This window comes from Amycolatopsis echigonensis, assembly GCF_014174495.1.
GTDB lineage: Bacteria > Actinomycetota > Actinomycetes > Mycobacteriales > Pseudonocardiaceae > Amycolatopsis > Amycolatopsis echigonensis.
In genome coordinates this window covers 48,658-65,336 of record NZ_JACJHR010000032.1, presented here as the reverse complement: position 1 = coordinate 65,336, position 16,679 = coordinate 48,658, and the positions used below count along the sequence as shown (strand labels likewise).

Below are 16,679 nucleotides of genomic sequence, written 5' to 3'. Positions count from 1 at the left end.
ATAGCGTTATCAACGTCAACAGCGAAAGGATCCGCTCATGTCCTCTGTTCACGTCGCGATCGCTTACTACTCCGGCTACGGGCACACCCTCGAGATCGCGAAGGCCGTCGCCGACGGCGCCGGGTCAGTGCCCGGGGCCCGCGCCGAACTGGTCGATGTCGCCGAAATGACCGACCCGAAGTGGGAAACCCTCGACGCCAGCGACGCGATCGTCTTCGGCACCCCGACCTACATGGGATCGGCGTCCGGCGCGTTCCACGCATTCGCCGAGGCGACGTCGAAACGCTGGATGACCCAGCGCTGGCTGGACAAACTCGCGTCCGGGTTCACCAACTCCGGATCGATGAGCGGCGACAAACTGCACACCCTGCAATACCTCGCGCTGCTCGCCGCGCAGCACGGCATGCACTGGGTCAGCCTCGGCCTGATGCCCGGCTGGAACACCACCACCAGCAGCGAACACGACGACAACCGGCTCGGGTTCTACCTCGGCGCGGGTGCGCAAACCTGGAACGACCAGGGCCCGGACGCCGTCCACGCCGCGGACCTCGCCACGGCACGCCACCTCGGAGCACGGGTCGCGACCCAGGCGCTTCGCTACCGGCAGCCGCTCGCTTCCTAGGTCCGGCGGGGCGAACGTCGACCGAAGATCAAAATGGCTGCGCCCGAGGCTGCCGCGATCGGCTGCGCACTCGTCGAATCCGCAGAAACAGCGCGTTCGGGGAGCCGCGTCGGTGGACCCGGGAGACTTGGTGGGCGCACTCAGCGTGCAGCTCGGAGACGGCGCAACATACGTCTCGGCAGATCGGGGCTGGGTCGCAGACCACGCGCTGCTGCCAGCACCTCGGCTGGTAACCCCAACGGGAATCGACGCGACGATTCACCGTCGCCAGACCGAAACCGCGAAGTCCTTCTCGGTGACCCTGGTGAGTCCCGCCGCGGGAGCCGGGGTTCACGTGGCTCCCACCGCAGCTTGACCTGAACATGTGACGAGGCCCAGGCCTCAAGGCAGCGCGCGCAATCGGAACGGCTTCAACTCCTCCATGTCGCGGCGGGCACAGGAGACGGTCGGCATGCCGTTCGAGCGTGTGAACGGCATGCACGCGCTCCGGCGCGCGTCCACTCCGCTGGACGCGCGGGAGTCGATCGTGGCGGTCGCCGCGTACCGGGCGTGCCCCAGCTATCCCCGGGGCGCGGCCTGACCAGCGGATACGATCAGAACAGCCGGAACTCGTCCGAATCCGTGCCGCGCAACGCGTCGTAGTCGAGGACCACGCAGCGGATCCCTCGGTCCTCGGCGAGGACCCGCGCCTGCGGCTTGATCACCTGCGCCGCGAACACGCCTTGCACCGGGGCCAGCAGCGGGTCCCGGTTGAGGAGTTCGAGGTACCGGGTCAGCTGCTCGACGCCGTCGATCTCGCCGCGGCGTTTGATCTCCACCGCGACCGAACCGCCGTCGGCGTCGCGGGCCATGATGTCGACCGGGCCGATCGCGGTCGGGTACTCGCGGCGGACCAGGGTGTAGCCGTCGCCGAGGGTTTTGATGTGCTCGGCCAGCAGTTCCTGCAGATGCGCTTCCACGCCGTCCTTCTGCAGGCCCGGGTCGACGCCCAGGTCGTGCTTCAGGTCGTGCATGACCTCGTCGATCGTGATGACGAGTTTCTCGCCCGCCTTGTTCTGGACCGTCCAGACGTCCGGGTCCTCGATCAGCCAGCACGGCGGCGACATCCAGTTCAGCGGCTTGTACGAGCCGCCGTCGGAGTGCACGAGCACCGAACCGTCGGCCTTCACCATCAGGACGCGGTTGGCCATCGGGAGATGCGCGGTCAGCCTGCCGACGTAATCGACCTGGCACCGGGCGACGACGAGCCTCATCGGACCCGCCCCGCACGGAGCGGGCTGGCGAAACCGGCCTGTTGGGAAGGGAGCACGAGACGCACCCGCCGAGGGTAGGACAGCCTCGGCGATACTGGCGAGGTGGACCCCATTCAGCGTGTCGCGACCCGCGAGGTGTATCGGAACAACTGGATGACGGTGCGGGAGGACGCCATCCGCCGCGCCGACGGCAGCGACGGCATCTACGGCGTGGTCGACAAACCGACCTACGCCCTCGTCGTCCCGCTCGACGGCGACCGGCTGCACCTGGTCGAGCAGTTCCGGTACCCGCTCGGGATGCGGCGCTGGGAATTCCCGCAGGGGACCGCGCCCGACCTCGCCGAGACCCCGCCCGCCGAACTGGCCCGGCGGGAATTGCGGGAGGAGACCGGGTTGCGGGCGTCGGAGTTCACGGAACTGGGGATGCTCGACGTCGCGCCCGGGCTGGCCAGCCAGCGCGGCCACGTGTATCTCGCGACCGGCCTCACCGAGGGCGAGCCGGAGCGGGAGCTGGAGGAACAGGACATGCGGACGGCGTGGTTCAGCCGGACGGAGGTGGAGAAGATGATCTCCACCGGGGAGATCTCGGACGCGCAATCGGTGGCGGCGTACACATTGCTGCTGCTGCACGAACGCCGCTGAGCGCTCTTGCGTCACCGGCACCGCCGACGTGGGGGTTGCTGCGCGCGGAGGTCCGTGAAGGGCTCCTTGAGGGAATCTGATTCCCTCAAGGAGCCCTTCACGGACCTCCGCACCACAAGGCCAGGCCGAGGGGTCAATCCGTCCAGTCAGGCTTGCGCTTCTCCAAGAACGCCGCCATCCCCTCCCGAGCGCCCGGCAGTTGCGAGGCCGACGCCATCACCTCGACGGCGATCGCGTACGCGTCCGCTTCCGGACGGTCCAGCTGGGCGTACAGGGTCTGCTTCCCCATCGCCTTGCTGGCCCGGCTGCCGCGGGTCGCGCGGGCGAGCAACTCCGCCACCGCCTCGTCCAGCGAATCGTCCGGGACCACGCGGTTGACCAGACCCCAGTCCAGCGCCGTCGCCGCGTCGATCACGTCGCCGGTCAGAGCCAGTTCCATCAGGCGTTTCCGGCCGATCGCGCGCGCTACCGGGACCGCGGGCGTGTGGCAGAACCAGCCGCCCTTGCCGCCAGGGAGGGCGAAGCCCGCCGACTCCGCCGCGACCGCAAGATCGCACGACGCCACCAGCTGGCAGCCCGCGGCGGTCGCCAGGCCGTGGACCCGGGCGATCACCACCTGCGGCACCGATTCCATCGTCCGCATCAGCGTCGTGCACAGGGTGAGCAGCTCGCGTACCCCCATGAGGTCGCGGGAGGCGACGTCGCCGAAGTCGTGTCCGGCGGAGAACACCGGCCCCGCGCCGGCCAGCACGATGCCGGTCGCGTCGGACTCACCAGCCTCGCGGAACGCGGCCAGCAGTTCGCCGAGATGCTCGCCGGACAGCGAATTGCGCCGCGCCGCGCGGTTCATCGTGATGGTGACCGTGTCCCCGTCCCGCTTCACGAGGATGTGCTCGTACTCGCCCATGCCCCGACCGTAACCCCGCCCGGCGGCATACGGAAAGTACGCCGATAGGAATCCGGACCGACGCCGACCTCCGCCCGCAGCCGGCGGCGCAGGTTCGCGGCGCTGCCGAGCCCGGCCCGCTCGGCCACCCGGGCGACCGGCAGGTCCGTGGTCTCCAGCAGCCGCCGCGCGTGCTGCACCCGCTGGACGAGAAGCCACCGTCCCGGCGTGCTGCCGGTCGCGGCGGCGAACTCGCGATGGAAGGTCCGGGGGCTCATCCCCGCGTGCTCGACCAGATCCGGCACGCCGATCTCGTCGGCGAGCCGAGTCGTCGTCCAGTCCATTGTGGACGCGATACTCGGCCGGGAAGCGCTGGCGGGCAACGGAGCTTCCGCATACTGCCGCTGACCGCCTTCGCGCACCGGCGGCATGACCAGACGCCGGGCAAGACGCGCGGCGACATCCGCACCATGGTCGCGGCGCACCAGATGCAGGCAAAGATCGAGACCGCCGACGACGCCCGCAGAGGTGAGCACGCCGTCCTTCTCGGTGTACAGCACGTCGCGACGGAGATCCGCAGCTGGTGCCGCCGTCGCGAGTGCGTCCAGGTCGCGCCAATGCGTGGTGGCAGGCCGCCCGTCGAGCAGCCCGGCCGCGGCGAGCGTGAAGGCCCCGGAGCAAAGCCCGGCGACCGTCGCACCGGCACGATGAGCCCGCCGAAGCGCGGCCTGAGCAGCGGCGGGAACTTCCGCCAGCGGATCGTCCCGTCCCGGGGAGAGAACCAGGTCGCAGTCGCCGAGCCCGGAAAGACCATGCGTCGCAACGACTTCACCGAACGGCGACACGCGCGTCCGCCCTCGCCCGGGCGCGCACACGCGCACGGTGAACGGACCGATGCCGCTGTCGGTGCGATCCTGCGCCCACACCTCCGCGATCACCGCGAGGTCGAACATCCGGCTGCCGGGCAGGAGCAGCACCCCGATCGTGTGCATGGCAGAAAAGTACCGCATCGCGCGTCTTATGCCACTCCCCGCGGCGCGCTCCCCCGGACAGAATCGAGCCATGACTACCGCACTGCTGCTGATCGACGTCCAGCAAGGTTTCGACGACGCCGCGTTCTGGGGTCCGCGCAACAACCCCGATGCGGAGGCGAACATCAAGGCCCTGCTGCGGGCTTGGCAGGACCGCCACGACCCGGTCGTGCTCGTGCACCACGATTCGATCAAGCCCGATTCGCCTCTCCGGCCCGGGCAGCCAGGCAACGACTTCAAACCCGAACTGGCCGGTGCGCGCCCGGACTTGGTGTTCGGCAAGAAGGTGAACTCGGCTTTCCTCGGCGACGTCGATCTCGACGGCTGGTTCACCACCCGAGGCATCACCAGTTTCGTCCTGGCCGGAATCCAAACCAACTTCTGCTGCGAAACCACCGCGCGCATGGGCGGAAACCTAGGCTACGACGTAACTTTCGCCCTGGACGCCACCTTCACCTTCGACCTCGCAGGCCCGGACGGCACCACCCTGACCGCCGAAGAACTCTCCCGGGCAACCGCGACGAACCTGCACGGCGGCGGCTTCGCGACCGTCAAGTCCACCAAGGAAATCCTCACTCCCGATCGATGACGGCACGCAGGAATTCCTTCGTGCGCTCATGCTCCGGAGCGGTGAACAACCGGTCCGGCGGCGCGTCCTCCAAGACCTGACCGCGGTCGAACATCATCACCCGGTCCGACACCTCGCGCGCGAACTGCATTTCGTGCGTCACGCACAGAATCGTGATGTCCGTGGTGGTCGCGATCTCCCGGAGCACCCGCAGCACTTCAGCGACCAGCTCCGGGTCGAGCGCCGAAGTCACCTCGTCCAGCAGCAGAACCTCGGGCCGCATCGCCAGCGCGCGGGCGATCGCGACGCGCTGCTGCTGGCCGCCGGACAGCTGCGTCGGATGCGCGTCCGCTTTGTCGGCGAGCCCGACCAGTTCGAGCAGTTCGGTCGCCCGCCGCACGGCGTCCTCCCGGGACAGTCCGAGCGCGCGGACCGGGGCCTCGGTGATGTTCTGCAGCACCCGCATGTTCGGGAAGAGGTTGAACTGCTGGAAGACCATCCCGATCCGGCGGCGCATGCCGCGCAGGTACTTTTCGTCCGCCGGAACGAGTTTCCCGCGGCGGGGCATGTGGCTCAGCGGCTGGCCGCCGACCTCGATCATGCCCCCGTCGACCTTCTCCAGGGTCATCAGCAACCGCAGGATGGTCGTCTTGCCGGAACCGCTCGGCCCGATCAGCGAGACGAACTCCCCTGGCGCGACCGTGAAATCCAGTTCGCGCAGGACGGTGTTGTCGCCGAATTTCTTGACCACCCGGTCGAAGCGGATCATCGGTTCATCTGCTGAGGCCAAAACGACGCTCCAGGAATCGCACGAGCAGGGAGGCCGGATAGCTCAACACGAGGAAGAGCACCCCCGCCAGGGTGAGGGGTTCGACGTACCGGAAGTTCAGGGACCCGACCTCGAACGCGGCCCCGGCGAGGTCGAGCACGCCGATCGCCAGCAGCAGCGGGGTTTCCTTGAACATCGAGATCGTGTAGTTGCCGAGCGCGGGCAGCACGCGCGGGATCGCCTGCGGCAGGATCACCCGCAGCCAGGTGCGCGCCCGTGGCAGGCTCAGCGCCACCGCGGCCTCCCACTGTCCTTTCGGGACCGCCTCGATCCCGGCGCGGTACACCTCGGACGTGTACGTCGCGTAATGCAGGCCGAGGCCGACCACTCCCGCGGTCAACGGCGAGAGCGTGAGCCCGAACTGCGGCAGCACGAAGAACAGGAAGAACAGCTGCACCAGCAACGGAGTGCTGCGCACGAACTCCACGATCAGCCAGATCACCCAGCTGACCGCCCGGATTCCCGACCGCCGCAGGATCGCGAAAACCAAACCCAGCACGTACGCGAGAAGCGCGCCGAGGACGGTCGCCTCGAACGTCACCAGGAGCCCCTTCAGCACTGAAGGGAGCACCGTCCACAGATAAGCCCAGTCCCAGCTCATGTGCCCGCCCCGCTGAGCACTGCCCGCCGCCGCGCCGGTGCCCGGCCCACTCGCGCGGCCGCCCGCCGTTCCAGCACCTTCATGCCGCTGGTGATCAGGATCGACAGGACCAGGTAGAACACCAGCACGATGGTCCAGATCAGCGCGGCCTGCCCGGTGAAGCGCGTCACCAGGACCTGGCTCGCCTGATAGGTCATCTCGGGAACGGTGATAAAGGTGAGCAGAGCGGTGCCCTTGAGCAGCTGGATGAACAGATTCGTGAACGGCGGCACCATGTCGACCAGCGCCTGCGGCAGGATCACGCGCCGCATCCGCTGCGCCGGCGTGAAGTTCAACGCGATGCAGCCTTCTCGCTGTTCCCGCGGCACCGACTGCACCGCACCGCGCACGATCTCCGCGCCGTACGCGCCGAAGTTCAAGCCCAGCACCAGAATGCCCGACCACAACGGCAGGATCTGGAAGCCGGTGAGCACCGGCAGCGCGAAGTAGATCCAGAAGAGCTGGACCACCTCCGAGGTCCCGCGCCACACCTCGACGTAAATCCGCGTGATCGCGCGCAGCCACGCGAACCGCGACAGCATCGCCAGCCCGGCCAGGAACGACAGGACGCTGGCGACCAGGATGCCGCCGACCGTCGCCTCGACCGTCAGCAGCAGTCCGTTCGCGATCGTGGAGACGAACAGTCCGAAGTGGTCGAACATCAGCCCTCCACCGCCGTCAGGAACCCGAGCAGAGCTGCTCGGTCGTGACGTCGGCGGGCGGCAGGTTGTCCTTGGTGAAGCCGAACGGCTTGACGATCTCGAGCCACTGCCCGTTCTGGTGCAGTTTCGCCAGCTCGGTGTTGAACGCGGTCACCAGATCGCTGTCGCTCTTGCGGAACACGAACCCGCCCGCCTGGATCTGCTTCTTGCCCTGCACTACCGGCACGAAGCCGTTGGTGACTTCCAGCGCGGCGCCCGGATTCTGCTTGAGCAGCGCCTTGAGCGAGATGTCGGTGAGCGCGCCCGCGTACGCGCGGTTCGCCTGCAATGCCTGCAACATCTGCGGTTGGCCGTCGTAGGTTTGCAGCTGGCTGTCCGGAATTCCGGTCGCCTTGGCCACCTGCTGCTCGACCGTCCCGGACAGCACCGCGAGGTTCACGCCCTTCGCCTTGATGTCCTCGAAGCTCAGCACCTGCTTCGGATTGCCTTTGGGCACCAGGAAAGCCGTCGGGGTCACGTAGTCCACCGCGGAGAACGCGGCCTGTTTGCACCGGCTGGGCAGGATCGCCATCCCGGCCGCGACCATGTCGAACTGCTGGGCGGCGAGAGCCGGGATCAGCTGTTTGAACTCGACCTGCGTCGCTTCGACCTTCGCGATGCCGATGTTCTTGAACACCGCCTTGGCGACTTCCGGCGATTCGCCGGTCACGTTGCCGCCCTCGGTGTAGCCGTAAGGAATCTCGCCGGCGATGCCGACCTTGATCGTGCCCGCCTTTTTCGCCCGCTCCAGCGCGCTGCCGCCGCCCTGCCCGCCCGACTGGGGCGCCTGGGTGCACGCGGCCGCGAACGCGGTCCCGCCCAGCACCACCGCTCCGGACGCCGCCAGCCGGAAGAAGTCCCGGCGCTTCCATTCGTCGTGAACCATGTCTGCGGCCCCTTTGCCCTGATCGGGTCACGCATCCGTGACCTGCGATTTCCGGTCACAACCGGCCAGGGACCCCACCCGCGAAGCTGGCGGCAGTGACGCCGACAAGGATCGAACGTAGGTCCCGGTCGCGGCATGGTCAAAGAATCTCTTGTGCCCGGTCGGTTCTGTTATCGATTAGAAACGCTCAACCGCGCGCAGTTTTCCGCGAAACACTCAAATGATCATTCGGAAAACCGCGCCAGACCAGGGAATCTTCCCGCGCGCGGTCGTCCACAAAGGATGAGAAAACCGAATTCCGCAGACTTCACGGTCCGGTAACGATGACTGGCTCGCCGTGCGAAAACAAGCAATTCGGGATCGCTCGAAAATGCGGCATTGTTAGTCAATTTCCAGCGCCGCCGCACCGCCGGGAGCCTGCCGCCGGCCACCGTGACCTGCGTCACAGCTGCCAGCAACCCCTGGTGATCGCCGCACTACACCCTCATCACGAGGATGTGGGTTACTCACCACCAAGCAGGCAGACCACGTCAAGCTCCGACACTGCTTCGGGCCGGCAGCGCGAAACCTATCCCTCGGCCAGCCCGTGCCGCTCGCGGACCAGTTCCACGATGCCCGCCATGATGTCGGTCAGCTCGTAATCCTTGGGCGTGAACACCCGCGCGATGCCGCGTTCGGTCAGCAGCGCCGCGTCGTCCGGCGGGATGATGCCGCCGACGATCACCGGGATGTCGCCCGCCCCGGCGGCGCGCAGGCCGTCGACCACCAGCGGCACGACCTCCAGATGCGACCCGGACAGCACGGACAGCCCGACCACGTGCACGCCCTCCTGCACCGCGGCCGCGACGATCTGGTCCGGGGTCAGCCGGATGCCCTGGTAGATCACCTCGAACCCGACGTCCCTGGCCCGCACCGCGACCTGTTCGGCGCCGTTGGAGTGCCCGTCCAGACCGGGTTTGCCGACGAGGATGCGCAGCCGCTCCCCCATTTCGGACTCGGTCCGGCGGACCAGTTCGCGGACGCGCTCCAGCGCCGGATCGCCCTGCCCGGCGGCCGACGCCGCGGAAACCCCGGTCGGCGCCCGGTATTCGCCGAACACCTCGCGCAACGCGCCCGCCCATTCGCCGGTCGTCACGCCCGCCCGCGCACAGTCCACAGTGGCCTCGAACAGATTGTCCGAAGTGGACGCTTTGGCTTTCAGCGCGGCGATCGCCTCAGCCACCGCGGCGTTGTCCCGCTCCTCGCGCCACTTCTCCACCGCGGCGACCGCGGCCTTCTCCACCGCCGGGTCGATCGTCTCGATCGCCTTCGCGCCCTCCGCCTGCAACGGCGACGGCTCAGTGGTCTCGAACTTGTTGACCCCCACCAGGATCCGCTCGCCGTTCTCCATCCCCCGCCGGTACTCCGCGAGCGACGAAACCAGCTGCGACTTCATGTAGCCGCTCTCGACCGCGGCCACCGCACCGCCGAGATCCTGGACCCGCGCGATCTCCTCGCGCGCCCCGGCGACGATCTCGTCCACTTTGGCCTGAATGACGTGCGAACCGTCGAAAATGTCCTCGTATTCCAGCAAATCCGTCTCGAACGCGAGCACCTGCTGCATCCGCAACGCCCACTGCTGGTCCCACGGCCGCGGCAACCCGAGCGCCTCGTTCCACGCGGGCAGCTGGATCGCCCGCGCCCGCGAACCGCGCGACAGCGACACCGCCAGCATCTCCAGCACGATCCGCTGGACGTTGTTCTCCGGCTGCGCTTCGGTGAGCCCGAGCGAGTTCACCTGCACGCCGTACCGCAGCCGGCGCGCCTTCGGGTTCTCGACGCCGTAGCGGTCGCGCGTCAGCTCGTCCCACAGCTGCGTGAACGCACGCATCTTGCACATCTCTTCGACGAACCGGACGCCCGCGTTGACGAAGAACGAGATCCGCGCGACGACCTTCTCCATGTCGGCCTGGTCGACCTGGCCGGAGTCGCGCACCGCGTCCAGCACGGCGATCGCGGTGCACAGCGCGTACGCGACCTCCTGCGTCGGCGTCGCGCCCGCTTCCTGCAGGTGGTAGCTGCAGATGTTGATCGGGTTCCACTTCGGCACGTGGTGCACGGTCCACGCGATCATGTCGGTGATCAGCCGGAGGCTCGGCCCGGGCGGGAAAATGTAGGTGCCGCGGGACAGGTACTCCTTGATGATGTCGTTCTGCGTGGTGCCGGTGAGCTTGGCCAGCACCTCGTCGACGTCGCGCCCCTCGGCTTCGGCCTGCTCGCGAGCCACCGAGACGTACAGCGCCAGCAGCCACATCGCGGGCGCGTTGATGGTCATCGAGGTGTTCGCCTCGGCGAGCGGGATGCCGTCGAAGAGCTGCCGCATGTCGCCGATGTGCGACACCGGCACGCCGACCTTGCCGACCTCGCCGCGCGCGAGCACGTGGTCCGGGTCGTAGCCGGTCTGCGTCGGCAGGTCGAAGGCGACCGACAGCCCGGTCTGCCCCTTGGCGAGATTGCGCCGGTACAGCTCGTTGGACGCGGCGGCGGACGAATGACCCGCATAGGTGCGCATCACCCAGGGCCGGTCGCGCTCGTGGTCGGTGGGGTACGGCACGGTGCACCTCTCTTCGCCGAGACGACCGCCCGAGTGTACCCGCCGGTAACTTAATCGGCGGAGTGGATTCGGCCACGCCCGGGTGACGTTCCGGGCCGGACGACCACCACCCCGCGGTCGAGGTCGACGGTACCCAGCGGCGGCGCTCCCTGCGCGTCTTCTTCGAGAGTCATCTCCGCCGAATCCCGGTGCTCCAACTCGTTGCGCTTGGTGCCGTAGAGGAACGCGGTGACCTCGTCGAGGTACGTCGAGGACAGCCGCGCCTTGAGCCGGGACGGCTTCCTCTTCCGCCGCAGCTCCCACCCGCCGACCATCAGCAGCACGATGGCGGCGATCGGCAGCGAGAGACCGAGCCAGGTCATCAACATGTCCTACCCAACGGCCGGAGTGCGCCGAGCGTTCCGGGCGATCAGGTCGGCGACCCGGGCGGCGTCTCGGACGGCCATCAGCTCCGGCAACATCGGATACCAGGCAGGCCGGGAGCGAAAACCCTGGTCGCGCAGGCACTCTCGGACGGTGGGGTGGAAGTCGATCGTCCCGGTGCCGTCGCCGTGGTCGCGCACTCGCGGCGGTCGGAGATCGGAGAGCTGGACCCAGCGGAATTCGATGCCGGGCGGCGAGTCCGACACGAAAATCAGCCTGCGGTCGGTGACGAGATAGGTCGTCACGGCGATGAAGCCGCGACGTTCTCGATTGCGCTCGTGCCCGCTGCCGAGAACCATGCTGAGCACGACACTCCAGCCGAGTATGACCCCGTAACTCAGGTTGAGAGTCGCGGTCAGCCCCGAAGCAGCGACGATCACGATCGCCACCACGACGTAGTAGTGGTAATCGCGATAGCGCCGCACATACCGCTGCGGCCGTCCGGACCAGAGAAGTTGTTCGTCTTCGGCCAATGGATACACGGCACCCTCCTCGCTCCCGAGAAGTGCACGCCGCCCGTTTCGCCGGGGTTGCCCGACTGGCCGGAATTATTCGGCACCGCAGACGAACGCGACAGGTGCTACCCCACGGCCGAGGCACGCCGGAAGATCAGGTCGGCGACCTGGGCGGCGTCTCGGACGGCCATCAGTTCCGGCAGGATCGGGTACCACACGGGCCGCGACCGGTAGCGCTGGTCGCGCAGCCACTCGCTGACCGTGGGGTGGAAGTCGATCGTCCCGGTGCCGTCACCGTGGTCGCGCACTCGCGGCGGTCGGAGAACCGCGAGCTGGACCCAGCGGACCTCGACACCGGGCGGCCACTGCGAAACGAAGATCAGCCTGCGGTCGGTAACCAGGTAAGTGGTCCCGGCGATGAAGCCGCGGCGCTCGCGGTTGCGTTCGACGGCAAAGCCGATCATCACGCCGGCGACGGCATTGCACCCGACCATGCCGCCGTAATCCAGGCCCGACGTCGCTGCGAGCGCCAAGCCGCCGACGATCACGATCGCCACCACGACGTAGTAGTGGTAATCGCGGTAGCGCCGCACATACCGCTGCGGCCGCCCGGACCAGAGCAACTGTTCGCCTTCGGCCAATGGATACACGGCACCCTCCTCGCTCCCGAGAAGTGCACGCCGCCCGTTTCGCCGGGGTTGCCCGACTGGCCGGAATTATTCGGTGCCGCAGACGAACGCGGCAGGTGCTACCCCACGGCCGGAGCACGCCCGGAGATCAGGTCGGCGACGTGCTCTGGATCGTCGATCGCGATCAGCTCGGGCACCATCGTCACGAGCGGCGACTCCGCCCGGAACTGCAGGTCGCGCATCCGAAGGCCCAGCGGAGCCCCGAATCCGACGGTGCCGGTGCCGTCGCCGTGGTCACGCACCCGCGGCTTCCCCAGGTCGGGAAGCAATACCCAGCGGAACTCGATGCCGCCCGGGCGGTCGGCGACGAAGACGACGCGGCGATCGGTCACCAGGTAAGTCAGGCCCCGGAGCAGCGCCTTCCGCCGCCGGTTCCGCTCGGAACCCAGCCCGAGCGTCATGCCGAACAAGACCGGCCACACTGCGAAGACGGCGGGATCCACGTCGAACCGCACGACAGCGATGACGCCGAGCGCGGCCATCGCTCCGAAGCCCACCGCCGTGACGACGTAAATGTGATAGTCCGCGTATCGGCGGGGAAACCGTTGAGGTCGCCCGGACCAGAGCAGTTGTTCGTCTTCCGCCAGTGGATACACGGCGCCCTCCTCGCTCCCGAAGAGGGAACGCCGTCCGGTTCGCCCGGGTTGCCTGACCGGACGGAAGCATTGTGACGGAAATCCGCGAGACGGCGGCCGATCCGGGATCTACCGTGGTCAGACGTGACGTGGAGCGGGTACGGCAGTTATCTGGTGATCGTGGTCCTCATCGTGCTGGCGCCGGGGCCGGACACGATGGTCATGCTGAAGAACGCGCTGTCCGGCGGAGCGCGGGGCGGTTTGCTGGCCACGGCGGGCATCTTCGCCGGCAACGCGGTGCAGGGCACCGCCGCGGCGCTCGGGCTCGGTGTCGTCATCGCTCGCTCGCAGCCGGTGTTCCTCACGCTCAAGTGGCTCGGCGCGGCATACCTCCTGTTCCTCGGCTTCCAGGCGCTGCGCGGCGCCTGGCGCGGCAACTACGACGCGGTCGCCGACACCCAGCGCAAGCGCGCCAGCGGCTTCCGGCGGTGGCGCGAGGGGTTCCTGTCGAACATCACGAATCCCAAGGTCCTGGTGCTCTACCTGTCGGTGCTGCCGCAGTTCCTCGACCCGGTGCGCACGACGACCTGGGACGCGCTGGTGCTCGCATACACGGTCGCCGTGCTGGGCACCATCTGGCTGCTGGTCCTGCTGTTCTTCGTGCACCGGGTCCGCGAGTGGCTCAACCGCCGCAAGGTCCGCCGCGCGCTGGACGGGGTGACCGGCACCGCGCTCGTCGGGTTCGGCGCGGCGCTGGCCCTCGAGTCCTGAGCCGGGTTCAGAGCACGTCGTCCAGCCAGTCGTAGATGCGGCCGTTCGCGAGCCGCATCGCGCCGATGTGGCAGTGCGCCTCCGCGCCTTCCTCCGAGGTGAAGTTCAGCAGCTTCTTCGGGCCGCTGATCCGGTCGTACAGCTGCTGCGGCTGACCGGTGAAGAACAAGTCCTCCGGAGCGTCGCAGATCAGCGCCGGGCACGTGATGCGCTCGGCTACGCCGTCGTCCAGGTGGTATTCGAGGTACTTCGCGAGGAACTCCCGGTCGGTCGCACCGCCCATCACGTAGCGGCCGTGGCTCAGCGCCCAGCGGACGGTCGGGTTCTGCTCCTTCGCGGCAGCCAGAACGGCGTCCAATTCGGCGTCCTCAGGAGCGTTGGCCCGGCGGATCGTCTCCGCACGGTCCCACGGCAACTGCTCCAGGAAGGCCGCACCGGCGTCGAAGAGCCCGTCCACCGCGACGACGGCCGACAGCCGCGGCTCGAACGCGGCGGCGCGCGGCGCGAGCATTCCGCCGAGACTCCAGCCGATCAGGGCGACCTTCTCCGGAACCACGTCCGGGAGCGCGAGGGCGTAGTCGAGCACCTGGCTGACGACGTGTTCCCAATCCGGGCGGAACTTCAGCCCGTCGCGATGGACGGCGCTGGGCTGGCCGGGGCCGTCGAAGGTCAGCACGTGGTAACCGCGTTCCTGGCCCGCTGTCGCGCCCATGAAATGCAGGTCCTCGGCGCTGCCGTCGAAACCGTTGTGCACCACCAGAAGCGGCTTCGGGCCGTCACCGGGAGCGCGGTAGAAGTAGCCGCGCAGGACGTGGCCGTCGTAGGGGATTTCGATCGGCTCGACGTGATCGATCGTCTCCACGGCACGCTGGAAAGACTCGACGTTGCGCTCGTAGGCGTAGTTGATCCGCGGGTCGTCCGGGTTGCCGTGCAAGAAAAACTCGGCGCGGCGGTAGTACGTCGAGGCGCGCAGGTACGCGTCTCGCGCGCTGATCGGGTGCATGGTGGCGGCTTCGGCGTAGAGCCGCTCGGCACCGGCGAGCCAAGCGTCGTGCCAGCTGTCGTAGTCACCGGACTTGATGTTCGACGCGATCGAGACGACCTCGCCGAAATCCGCGCCTCCGTAGGCGATCTGGCCCAGCGCGATCAGCGTTTCGAACCAGAATTGCGGGTCGTCCTCGAACAGCAGCGGCTTCATCGGATCTCCTCTTTCGCGAAGGTGCGGAAGTCACGGGCGGGTCGTCCGGTGACCCGCTCGACGGTGTCGGTCACGCGGTCCTCGGCGCCGCCGCGGATCGCCTCGTCCAGCAAGGCGAGCATTTCGGCGTACGACTCGGGCAGGCCGTCGCGGACCAGGAAGTGCTGGTACTCGCTGGTGGAAACCGGTGCGTGCACGACTGGATGGCCGAGCTGTTCGCCGACGATCTCGGCGGCCTCGCCGTAGCTGAGCGCGCGCGGGCCGGTGATGAGGTGGTCGGTGTTGTGCGGTTCCGAGTCGAGCAGCGCGCGAACGGCTACCGAGGCGATGTCGCCGGCATCGACGAAAGCGACCCGGGCGTCGCCGGTCGCGGTGACGATCCGGCCCGCGCGGGCGCTGTCGCCGACCGGGTGCCCGGGCAAGAAGTTCTGCATGAACCACGACGGGCGCAGCACCGCCCAGCCCGGCTGACGGCGGACCAGGCCGGGCAGCCCGCCCACCACCGGGGTGCGCTCGTCCACGGCGGACGAACTGAGCAGGACCACCCGGACGTCCGGCGCGTGCTTGAGGAACTCCTCGACGAGCGGTCGCGGATCGGCCGCGACCGGGGCGATCAGGTAGACCGCCGAGACCCCGTCGAGCGCCGGACCGTACGTCGCGGGTTCGTCCCAGTCGAACCGGATCTGGCCTGGCCGAACCGGATTCCGGGTCGCCGCGCGCGGCCGCACGCCGGCGGCTTCGAGACCGCGCACGACGCGGCTGCCGGTGGTGCCGGTCGAGCCGAGCACGAGAACGTCAGACACCCGGCACCCCGAGAACGTCGGCCACCGCGAGCGGGCTCCAGTAGTCGCGGTAGCGGCGGATGAGGCCGTCGCGGACGGTCAGCACCACGATGTAGCGCAAGCGGTACGGCTTCTGCGTGGCGACCGCGACGCCGGCCAGCTCGAACTCCGCGATCGAGACCTCCGGGTCGGTCGTCTGGTGCACGGTCTTGGCGGCGACCTCGCGGATGTCGAGCAGGTTCGGATAGTCGCGCAGGTAGTCGGCGAGGGCGGCGCGGCCTTCGAGGCGCTCGGGCCGCCCGGGCGCGGCGAACGGGAATTCGGCGACGGCGTCCTCGGCGAACAACTGCACGAACCCGGCCATGTCGTGCCGGATCAGCAGGTCGAGCGCGTGATCGATGAGTGGCATGAAGCTCTCCTCAGGAATGGACGAGACGGTATCGTCTCGACCACAACGTACACGGGACGGGACCGTCCCGTCCACCCGCTAGACTGACCGGCATGACGACCCGCCGGACGCCGACCGGAGCTGCCGTGCTGCAGCCCGAGGTCACCAACGCCATCACCGAGGCCGTGCTCGACGAACTCGCCGAGGTCGGTTTCGGGAGACTGTCGATGGAAGCGGTCGCGAAACGCGCGGGGGTCGGGAAAAGCGCGCTGTACCGGCGCTGGCCGTCGAAAGACGAAATGATCGGCGCGGTCGTCGCGGAATTCAGCGTGGCGCGCGCGGTGGACCCGGACACCGGGAGCCTGCGCGGCGACCTCCGGGCGACGCTGGACGCGCTCTACGAATGGATCACGCACCCGCGGTTCTCGCGAATCCTGCCCGGGCTGATCGCGGAAGCCAGCCGGAATCCGGAAATGGCCGCGTTCTCCCGGGAAGCGATCGGCGGCCCGCGCCGGGCGATCAGCCGAGCCGTGTTCACCCGGGCGATCGAGCGCGGCGAGATCCCGGCGAACACCGATGTGGAACTGGCTCAGGACATCGGCGCGGGAATCATCTACTGGCGGCTGATCGTGCGCGGGGTTCCGGCGGGGGAAGGGTATTTGGATCAGGTGACGGATCTGGTGGTGCGGGCGCTGAGCGCGTAGCGGGAAAATGCTCGTGAGCGGCTACGCCGGCGAGAACCGGCAT

General features: G+C 68.4%; 21 protein-coding genes. 6 read left to right on the top strand and 15 right to left on the bottom strand.

Annotated elements, in window-relative coordinates; genetic code table 11:
- Nucleotides 1-37 precede the first annotated feature (37 nt).
- Both H5411_RS22670 and H5411_RS48525 read left to right on the top strand, forming a co-directional pair.
- A complete protein-coding gene (locus tag H5411_RS22670) occupies nucleotides 38-622 on the top strand; it encodes a flavodoxin family protein (protein WP_183124953.1) in 585 nt (194 codons plus the stop codon).
- Between the two features lie 451 nt (nucleotides 623-1,073).
- Nucleotides 1,074-1,202, top strand: coding sequence for a hypothetical protein (locus tag H5411_RS48525; RefSeq protein WP_281377296.1), 129 nt, complete (start codon nucleotides 1,074-1,076; stop codon nucleotides 1,200-1,202).
- A gap of 13 nt (nucleotides 1,203-1,215) precedes the next feature.
- Here the strand turns inward: H5411_RS48525 and nucS are convergent, their stop codons facing one another.
- The gene (nucS, locus tag H5411_RS22665; RefSeq protein WP_101438079.1) at nucleotides 1,216-1,875 is read right to left on the bottom strand and encodes an endonuclease NucS; all 660 of its coding nucleotides are present in this window, start codon (nucleotides 1,873-1,875) and stop codon (nucleotides 1,216-1,218) included.
- Nucleotides 1,876-1,977: 102 nt separating this feature from the next.
- On the opposite strand from nucS, the gene H5411_RS22660 reads away from it, so the two are divergent.
- Nucleotides 1,978-2,517: an NUDIX domain-containing protein gene (locus H5411_RS22660; protein WP_101438078.1), complete on the top strand. Its 540-nt coding sequence runs from the start codon at nucleotides 1,978-1,980 to the stop codon at nucleotides 2,515-2,517.
- 133 nt (nucleotides 2,518-2,650) lie between these two features.
- On the opposite strand, the gene H5411_RS22655 is transcribed toward H5411_RS22660, so the two are convergent.
- Together H5411_RS22655 and H5411_RS22650 are read right to left on the bottom strand one after the other, a co-directional pair.
- Nucleotides 2,651-3,424: an enoyl-CoA hydratase-related protein gene (locus H5411_RS22655; protein WP_183124952.1), complete on the bottom strand. Its 774-nt coding sequence runs from the start codon at nucleotides 3,422-3,424 to the stop codon at nucleotides 2,651-2,653.
- Nucleotides 3,397-4,395 (bottom strand): GlxA family transcriptional regulator, encoded by a 999-nt coding sequence (locus H5411_RS22650; protein ID WP_183124951.1) that lies wholly within the window; start codon nucleotides 4,393-4,395, stop codon nucleotides 3,397-3,399. The genes H5411_RS22655 and H5411_RS22650 overlap by 28 nt, the downstream gene beginning before the upstream one ends.
- Before the next feature lie 70 nt (nucleotides 4,396-4,465).
- Here H5411_RS22650 and H5411_RS22645 point away from each other — a divergent pair, with 70 nt between their 5' ends.
- Nucleotides 4,466-5,023, top strand: a complete 558-nt coding sequence (locus H5411_RS22645; RefSeq protein WP_183124950.1) for a cysteine hydrolase family protein — start codon at nucleotides 4,466-4,468, stop codon at nucleotides 5,021-5,023.
- Here the strand turns inward: H5411_RS22645 and ehuA are convergent.
- The 9 genes from ehuA to H5411_RS22600 all read right to left on the bottom strand — a co-directional run bounded on the left by ehuA (nucleotide 5,007) and on the right by H5411_RS22600 (nucleotide 12,814).
- Nucleotides 5,007-5,771 carry an ectoine/hydroxyectoine ABC transporter ATP-binding protein EhuA gene (ehuA, locus tag H5411_RS22640; RefSeq protein WP_183124949.1) on the bottom strand — a complete coding sequence of 255 codons (765 nt, stop codon included), beginning with the start codon at nucleotides 5,769-5,771 and terminating at the stop codon, nucleotides 5,007-5,009. The genes H5411_RS22645 and ehuA overlap by 17 nt on opposite strands.
- A gap of 4 nt (nucleotides 5,772-5,775) precedes the next feature.
- Nucleotides 5,776-6,432, bottom strand: coding sequence for an ectoine/hydroxyectoine ABC transporter permease subunit EhuD (gene ehuD, locus H5411_RS22635; RefSeq protein ID WP_101438073.1), 657 nt, complete (start codon nucleotides 6,430-6,432; stop codon nucleotides 5,776-5,778).
- Complete coding sequence (gene ehuC, locus H5411_RS22630) at nucleotides 6,429-7,133, bottom strand: ectoine/hydroxyectoine ABC transporter permease subunit EhuC (RefSeq protein ID WP_101438072.1); 705 nt, start codon at nucleotides 7,131-7,133, stop codon at nucleotides 6,429-6,431. The genes ehuD and ehuC overlap by 4 nt, the downstream gene beginning before the upstream one ends.
- Before the next feature lie 16 nt (nucleotides 7,134-7,149).
- On the bottom strand, nucleotides 7,150-8,058 hold the full coding sequence (ehuB, locus tag H5411_RS22625; RefSeq protein WP_101438071.1) for an ectoine/hydroxyectoine ABC transporter substrate-binding protein EhuB: 909 nt from the start codon (nucleotides 8,056-8,058) through the stop codon (nucleotides 7,150-7,152).
- Nucleotides 8,059-8,626: 568 nt separating this feature from the next.
- A complete protein-coding gene (locus H5411_RS22620) occupies nucleotides 8,627-10,651 on the bottom strand; it encodes a protein meaA (protein WP_183124948.1) in 2,025 nt (674 codons plus the stop codon).
- 50 nt (nucleotides 10,652-10,701) lie between these two features.
- Nucleotides 10,702-11,013: a DUF6191 domain-containing protein gene (locus H5411_RS22615; RefSeq protein WP_312878544.1), complete on the bottom strand. Its 312-nt coding sequence runs from the start codon at nucleotides 11,011-11,013 to the stop codon at nucleotides 10,702-10,704.
- A gap of 9 nt (nucleotides 11,014-11,022) precedes the next feature.
- Nucleotides 11,023-11,556: a hypothetical protein gene (locus H5411_RS22610; RefSeq protein WP_101438068.1), complete on the bottom strand. Its 534-nt coding sequence runs from the start codon at nucleotides 11,554-11,556 to the stop codon at nucleotides 11,023-11,025.
- A 98-nt stretch (nucleotides 11,557-11,654) separates the two neighbouring features.
- Nucleotides 11,655-12,179 (bottom strand): hypothetical protein, encoded by a 525-nt coding sequence (locus H5411_RS22605; protein WP_183124947.1) that lies wholly within the window; start codon nucleotides 12,177-12,179, stop codon nucleotides 11,655-11,657.
- Between the two features lie 98 nt (nucleotides 12,180-12,277).
- On the bottom strand, nucleotides 12,278-12,814 hold the full coding sequence (locus H5411_RS22600; RefSeq protein WP_183124946.1) for a hypothetical protein: 537 nt from the start codon (nucleotides 12,812-12,814) through the stop codon (nucleotides 12,278-12,280).
- A 123-nt stretch (nucleotides 12,815-12,937) separates the two neighbouring features.
- On the opposite strand from H5411_RS22600, the gene H5411_RS22595 reads away from it, so the two are divergent.
- The gene (locus H5411_RS22595; protein WP_183124945.1) at nucleotides 12,938-13,564 is read left to right on the top strand and encodes a LysE family translocator; all 627 of its coding nucleotides are present in this window, start codon (nucleotides 12,938-12,940) and stop codon (nucleotides 13,562-13,564) included.
- Between the two features lie 7 nt (nucleotides 13,565-13,571).
- Here the strand turns inward: H5411_RS22595 and H5411_RS22590 are convergent, their stop codons facing one another.
- Genes H5411_RS22590 through H5411_RS22580 form a run of 3 tightly spaced genes read right to left on the bottom strand, consistent with a single transcriptional unit; the run spans nucleotide 13,572 to nucleotide 15,953 of the window.
- Entirely contained in the window at nucleotides 13,572-14,762 is a 1,191-nt protein-coding gene (locus tag H5411_RS22590; RefSeq protein ID WP_183124944.1) for an alpha/beta hydrolase family protein, read from the bottom strand.
- A complete protein-coding gene (locus H5411_RS22585) occupies nucleotides 14,759-15,565 on the bottom strand; it encodes a Rossmann-fold NAD(P)-binding domain-containing protein (RefSeq protein WP_101438063.1) in 807 nt (268 codons plus the stop codon). The genes H5411_RS22590 and H5411_RS22585 overlap by 4 nt, the downstream gene beginning before the upstream one ends.
- Nucleotides 15,558-15,953 carry a nuclear transport factor 2 family protein gene (locus H5411_RS22580; protein ID WP_101438062.1) on the bottom strand — a complete coding sequence of 132 codons (396 nt, stop codon included), beginning with the start codon at nucleotides 15,951-15,953 and terminating at the stop codon, nucleotides 15,558-15,560. The genes H5411_RS22585 and H5411_RS22580 overlap by 8 nt, the downstream gene beginning before the upstream one ends.
- Before the next feature lie 92 nt (nucleotides 15,954-16,045).
- On the opposite strand from H5411_RS22580, the gene H5411_RS22575 reads away from it, so the two are divergent.
- Nucleotides 16,046-16,636, top strand: coding sequence for a TetR/AcrR family transcriptional regulator (locus tag H5411_RS22575; protein WP_183124943.1), 591 nt, complete (start codon nucleotides 16,046-16,048; stop codon nucleotides 16,634-16,636).
- The last annotated feature ends 43 nt before the right edge of the window (nucleotides 16,637-16,679 follow it).